This is a genomic window from Mycobacterium sp. 1423905.2 (genome assembly GCF_001673155.1).
Taxonomy (GTDB): Bacteria; Actinomycetota; Actinomycetes; order Mycobacteriales; family Mycobacteriaceae; genus Mycobacterium.
The window spans coordinates 1-5,840 of sequence record NZ_LZLE01000246.1; the positions used below are offsets into that span (position 1 = coordinate 1).

Annotated in this window: 6 protein-coding genes and 1 pseudogene; 6 read left to right on the forward strand and 1 reads right to left on the reverse strand. The window is 63.7% G+C overall.

Features of this window, described 5'->3' with window-relative positions:
- From A9W95_RS15885 to A9W95_RS15900, 4 genes are all read left to right on the forward strand, one after another.
- A partial coding sequence (locus tag A9W95_RS15885) for an amidohydrolase family protein (protein WP_156746232.1) occupies window positions 1-759 on the forward strand: 759 nt, incomplete at its 5' end.
- On the forward strand, window positions 743-1,162 hold the full coding sequence (locus A9W95_RS15890; protein WP_067414531.1) for a nuclear transport factor 2 family protein: 420 nt from the start codon (window positions 743-745) through the stop codon (window positions 1,160-1,162). The genes A9W95_RS15885 and A9W95_RS15890, both read left to right, overlap by 17 nt.
- Window positions 1,159-2,247 (forward strand): acyl-CoA dehydrogenase family protein, encoded by a 1,089-nt coding sequence (locus A9W95_RS15895; protein WP_067414534.1) that lies wholly within the window; start codon window positions 1,159-1,161, stop codon window positions 2,245-2,247. The genes A9W95_RS15890 and A9W95_RS15895 overlap by 4 nt, the downstream gene beginning before the upstream one ends.
- A gap of 49 nt (window positions 2,248-2,296) precedes the next feature.
- The gene (locus A9W95_RS15900) at window positions 2,297-3,034 is read left to right on the forward strand and encodes an acyl-CoA dehydrogenase family protein (RefSeq protein ID WP_067414543.1); all 738 of its coding nucleotides are present in this window, start codon (window positions 2,297-2,299) and stop codon (window positions 3,032-3,034) included.
- Window positions 3,035-3,046: 12 nt separating this feature from the next.
- Here the strand turns inward: A9W95_RS15900 and A9W95_RS15905 are convergent, their stop codons facing one another.
- Entirely contained in the window at window positions 3,047-4,222 is a 1,176-nt protein-coding gene (locus tag A9W95_RS15905; RefSeq protein ID WP_067414537.1) for an acyl-CoA dehydrogenase family protein, read from the reverse strand.
- 189 nt (window positions 4,223-4,411) lie between these two features.
- On the opposite strand from A9W95_RS15905, the gene A9W95_RS15910 reads away from it, so the two are divergent.
- On the forward strand, window positions 4,412-5,071 hold the full coding sequence (locus A9W95_RS15910; protein WP_067414540.1) for a TetR/AcrR family transcriptional regulator: 660 nt from the start codon (window positions 4,412-4,414) through the stop codon (window positions 5,069-5,071).
- 188 nt (window positions 5,072-5,259) lie between these two features.
- Window positions 5,260-5,840: pseudogene (locus tag A9W95_RS15915) on the forward strand (cytochrome P450); the annotation flags it as partial.

Sequence of the window (5,840 nt, forward strand, 5' to 3'; positions counted from 1 at the left end):
GCGTTTGCACCGCACGTATTGGATCTGACGGTCGAGGAAGGCATCGCCAACGGCGTCGACGAGATTCGCCGGGCGGTGCGTTACCAGATCAAGCACGGCGCGCAATTGATCAAGGTGTGTTGCTCGGGTGGGGTCATGTCGCTCACCGGACCGCCTGGCGCTCAACATTATTCGGATGACGAGCTGCGCGCCATCGTCGACGAGGCGCACCGCCGCGGGCTGCGGGTGGCCGCGCACACCCACGGCGCCGACGCCGTCAAGCATGCGGTCGCCGCCGGGATCGACTGTATCGAGCACGGCTTCCTCATCGACGACGAAGCGATCGCGATGATGGTCGAGAACGGCACGTTCCTGGTGTCGACGCGGCGACTGGCCGAGGGTATGGACGTCTCGCACGCTCCCCCGGCCCTACAGGCCAAGGCCGCCGAAATGTTCCCAAAGTCGCGCACCTCGATACTGGCCGCCTATGAGGCCGGCGTGAAGATCGCCGTAGGCACCGACGCGCCCGCGATACCGCACGGCCGAAACGCCGATGAACTTGTCACGCTTGTCGATTGGGGCCTTGCGCCCCTTGCGGTGCTCAGGGCGGCGACGGTGACCGCCGCCGAATTGATCAACGTCACCGACCGGGGACGCCTGGCCGTGGGCCAGCTGGCCGACATTATCGCCGTACCAGGAGACCCCCTAGAGGACATCACCGTTACCCGCAATGTCAGCTTCGTCATGAAAGGCGGCAAGGTTTATGCCCACCAGAACTGACGACTTGGTGGAAATCCAGCAGTTGCTGGCCCGGTATGCCGTGACGATCACCCAGCAGGACATCGACGGGCTGGTTAATGTCTTCACCCCAGACGGCACCTACAGCGCCTTCGGCGACACCTACCGCCTCGACCGATTCCCCGAGTTGGTGGCTGCGGCGCCAAAAGGCCTGTTTCTCACCGGAACCGCTGTCGTGGAGCTCAACGGCGACTCGGCCAGCGGTACCCAGCCGCTGTGCTTCATCGAACATGCCACCCACGACATGCGGATCGGGTACTACCGCGACACATACTTGCGCACCGCCGATGGGTGGCGCCTGAAGACCCGCGCGATGACGTTCATCCGCCGCAGCGGCGTGCATGACTCCGGTCGACCGCATGCGGTCGGCCGTCCCCAACCGTGAACGTCGAGCAGTTCCGCGCGGACTTACGCGTCTGGCTTGACGAGGCTGACCTGACCCCAGGACCTGACCACTCGCTGCCTGCCCAGCTGAAGCAATTGGCCCGGGTGCACGGCGCCCTTTATGACGCCGGCTGGATGCGTTATGGCTGGCCGGAGAACGTCGGCGGATTGGGTGGCCCTCCCTTGCTGCGCGCGATCGTCGGTGAAGAGGTGGTCGGCCGCCGGCTCGCCGAACCCGGCCCCTATTCGATGGTCGAAGTGCTCGCACCGACCATGATCGATTACGCCCCGACCGAACTTGCCGCGCAGATGGTGCCCCGCTTGCTCAGCGGTCGCGAGCAGTGGTGCCAAGGGTTCTCCGAGCCCGGCTCCGGCAGCGACCTGGCGTCCCTTACCACCCGCGCCGTGCCCAACGGTGACAATTGGATCGTCAACGGGCAGAAGGTTTGGACCAGCTTCGCGCAGTTCGCGACGCGCTGCATTCTGCTGACCCGAACCGCGCCCGGCCACGACGGAATCACGGCCTTTTTCGTCGACCTGGACAGCCCCGGCATCACCATACGACCGCTGCACACCATGCACGGAGTCGACGAATTCTGCGAGGTCTATTACGACGATGTCGTGATTCCGTCTGAGCGGATGCTCGGTGAGCCGGGGGATGGCTGGCGGCTGGCGATGGACCTGCTGCCCTACGAGCGCTCGACCTGCTTTTGGCAGCGCATCGCCTACCTCTACGCGCGATTCGACCAACTCGTGGCCGACGCCCAAGACGATGACGAGTTATCGCTTGGCACTGCTTATTTGGCGCTGCACACCCTGCGCTGCCGGTCGCGGGCGACCCAGCACCGGTTGGTCGACGGAGCCCGGCTGGGACCGGAGACCTCGATCGACAAGGTCTTGCTGGCCACCGCCGAGCAGCGACTCTATGACACCGTCCACGATCTGCTGCCTGGCACCGTGGAACTCGACGACACCGAGTGGCGGCCGGAATACCTGTACTCGCGTGCGGCCACCATCTACGGCGGTACCGCCGAAATTCAGCGCAATATCATCGCCCGCCGGTTGCTCGACCTGGGAAAGGAGTGACTGCGTGGACGAGTCGTTGCGCCTGTTGGCCGAATCGCTGCGGGCCACTATGGCCACCGCCTCGGGCCGCGAACTGGACGCCGCTTTGGTCGACCTCGGTTGGCGCGAGATGCTCGATGAAATACCCGAAACCGCAATACCTTTGGTATTCGGCCTACTCGGTGAAACCGGTGCGCAGGCGCCCATTGTCAACGATGTCGTGCTGCGTTGCGCTGGGCGGGCTCCGGGCGGCACGGTCGCCTTACCCTATGCCGGTGGATCGTGGGTGCGGTGGGAACGCACCGATCAGACCGGCCAGGCGCTCGATGGCCTCCCGATCCGGCGGGTGCCTGCCGGTGAACCGGTGCCACTGGCCGCCGGACGTCGGGCACTGGGCTGGTGGCTGCTCGGCACCAGCCGGGCAATGCTGAACCTCGCCCGCCAGCACGCATTGGATCGCGTCCAGTTCGGGAGACCGATCGCATCCTTCCAAGCGATACGGCACCGGCTGGCCGAAACGCTCGTCGCGATCGAAGGCGCCGAAGCAACCCTGCAGTCCGCCCAGGAAACCGAGGACCTCGCCTGTTTGCTGGCCAAGGCAGCCGCCGGCCATGCCGCGTTGACCGCGGCCCGCCATTGCCAGCAGGTGCTCGCTGGTATCGGTTTCACCGCCGAGCACGCGCTGCACCATCACGTCAAGCGGGCTCTGGTGCTCGACGGGCTGCTCGGTAACACGCGTGAACTCACTCGCGAGGCGGGGAAGACGTTGCGCGACAACGGTTTCGCGCCTCGTTTGGTGCAGCTCTAGGGCATCGGACTGTCAATTGCGGGGCAAACCCAGCACCCGCTCGGCGACGATGTTGCGCTGAATCTCAGAGGTGCCACCGGCGATGGTCCCGGCGAAGCTGCGCACGTACCGGTCGAACCAGCTGCCGAAGTGGCTGTCGAGATTCAGCGGAGCGAACGGAGCGGTCAATGCCGGATGCACCAGCCCGTCATTACCCGCGGCGTTCAACGCGTCCTCCGAAGCACGCTGCAACGCCTCCGAGCCCAGCAACTTCAACACCGACTGTGCGGGGACGTCCTCTTCACCGCGGGCGGCTTTGGCCAGCGTTGCCGATCCCAGCAGTCGCATGGCTTGGGTGTCCATCACTAAGGTGGCGTAGTGATCCCGCTCGACTGGGCCAGTCGGCGTGAAATCAACGGTGAGGTAATGCAATAGGTCGGCGTAGTCCTTCCACAGCATGGCGCGTTCATGGCCGAGGGACCCGGTGGCGACGTGCCATCCCCGGTTGAGGGGACCCACCAGGTTCTCGGCCGGAACCCGTACATCGGTGAAGAACACTTCGTTGAAATCCACATCATCGCGACCACACACCGACGGGAACGGCCGTCGCACCACACCGGGGGTGTCCGTGGGAATCAGTAACACGCTGATGCCCTTGTGTTTTGGCGCATCGGGATCGGTGCGCACGAAGGTCAACAGCACGTCGGCGTCGTGCGCGCCTGAGGTCCAAACCTTCTGGCCGTTGACCACGAAGGCATCACCGGCTCGCACCGCGCGGGTTTTCAACGACGCCAAGTCAGATCCCGCCCCGGGCTCACTCATACCCAGCGAGGCGGTCTTCTCGGCCCGCAGAATAGGGACCGCCCACCGCTGTTTCTGCTCCGGCGTTCCGAACGTCAACAACGAGGCCGCGATGATGCCGACCCCCTGCGGGTTGAACGTCAGATAGATCCGCCGCCGCGCCAGCTCTTCCAGATGGACGTATTGCTGCAGTAGGGACGCGTTGCGACCGCCGAACTCCGGCGGATTGCCCGGCAACAGCCAGCCGTGGTCGAACAGCTTGCGCTGCCACCGTCCGGCCCAGTCCGGAATGTGTGAACACGATCTCGGGCGCTCGCATCCTGCCGCCTCCGCGGGCAGATGTTGTTCGAGGAAGGCGACGAATTCGGTGCGAAATTCTTCTACTTCGGCGTCAAAAGTCAGCTGCATGGGGTTCTGGGCGCTCCGCTCTCTTGATCGCGCTTCCCAAACACACGTGTAAGAGAATAGTATTCTCGCCGTGAGGAAGTTACAATCTCCAACACATCGTCCGTGAGGGGGTCGAGCGCAGCGATGGCACGGCGTTCTCCGGTACAGTCCAATCATGTTCTCCCCTCGCGGCAATCGACCGAGACGACCGTGACCAATCCGAGCGAAGAGCCGGCCTGGAAGCAGCGTGCCGTCGAGCGATCCATCAAGACCGCGAAATTGCGGGCAGCGCAGCGCGTTCAGCGGTTCTTGGACGCGGCCCAGGCGATCATCATCGAGAAGGGCAGCACGGACTTCACCGTCCAAGAGGTCGTCGACCGGTCCCGCCAGTCGTTGCGCAGCTTCTACCTGCAGTTCGACGGCAAACACGAACTACTGCTGGCGTTGTTCGAGGATGCGCTCAGCCGGTCGGCCGACCAGATTCGCGCCGCCACCGAAAGCCACACCGATCCGCTGGAGCGGCTCAAAGTCGCTGTCGAGCTGCTGTACGAGGCCTCCCGTCCCGACCCGACGGCCAAGCGGCCCTTGTTCACCGATTTCGCCCCGCGGCTGCTCGTCACTCATCCGGCCGAAGTGAAAGTTGCGCACGCTCCGCTGGTGGCGTTGCTCACAGAACTCATGGAGGCGGCCAGCGAGGCCGGCCAACTACGTCCCGAAATCAACCCCAAGCGGGTGGCGGCCATGACCATGCAGACGGTCATGTTCATCGCCCAGTCCAGCGGCGGCTCCGACGACGCCACCGTGCATCCCATCACCGCCGAGGAAGTATGGGACTTCTGCTCACGCGGATTCGCTGGCAGCGCAGACTGAGCCCAGTCCAAACGCACACAATCCTTTATCGGTTCACCGATACAAGTGCGGATATCGCACGGCATTGAGCCGCGCCTAGGAGAACGCTATTCTCCGTAACTAAGAACCCCGAATGGCTGAAATGTATCTCTCGTTGACACTAGTTGGCGGTGATGACAGAGTTTGGTTCCGGCGGAAGGCGATAGCTTGTGACAGTCAGCGCAGCCAACGACGTCTACTTCGACCCGTATGACGTCGAACTGAATGCCGACCCCTACCCGATGTTTCGCCGGCTGCGCGAAGAGGCGCCGCTGTATTACAACTCCCAACACGACTTCTATGCGCTCAGCCGGTTCGCCGACGTCAACCGGGGCATCGTGGACTACGCGACCTTCAGCTCGGCCAAGGGCGCAATCCTCGAACTGATCAAGGCCAACATCGACATCCCGCCCGGTGTGCTGCTGTTCGAGGACCCGCCGATCCACGACGTTCATCGAAAGCTGCTGGCGCGGATGTTCACCCCGCGCAAGATCAACGAGCTCGAACCGCAGATTCGCGAATTCTGTGCTCGCAGTTTGGATCCGCTTGTCGGCACCGGCCAGTTCGACTTCGTCACCGATCTCGGTGCACAGATGCCAATGCGTGTGATCGGCATGCTGCTCGGCATACCCGAAGAATTCCAAGAGGCTGCTCGCGATCGGGCCAACGCCAACCTGCGCACCGAGGCCGGCAAACCGATGAACGCCTCCGATGAAAACATCATGAACGGCGAATTCTTCGGTCAATTCAT

What these genes read in the sequence shown, in the direction of transcription:
- A9W95_RS15900 (WP_067414543.1), top strand. Translation starts at nt 2,297, where the DNA reads ATGGCCACCGCCTCGGGCCGCGAACTGGACGCCGCTTTGGTCGACCTC.
- A9W95_RS15890 (WP_067414531.1), top strand. Translation starts at nt 743, where the DNA reads ATGCCCACCAGAACTGACGACTTGGTGGAAATCCAGCAGTTGCTGGCC.
- A9W95_RS15905 (WP_067414537.1), bottom strand. Translation starts at nt 4,222, where the DNA reads ATGCAGCTGACTTTTGACGCCGAAGTAGAAGAATTTCGCACCGAATTC.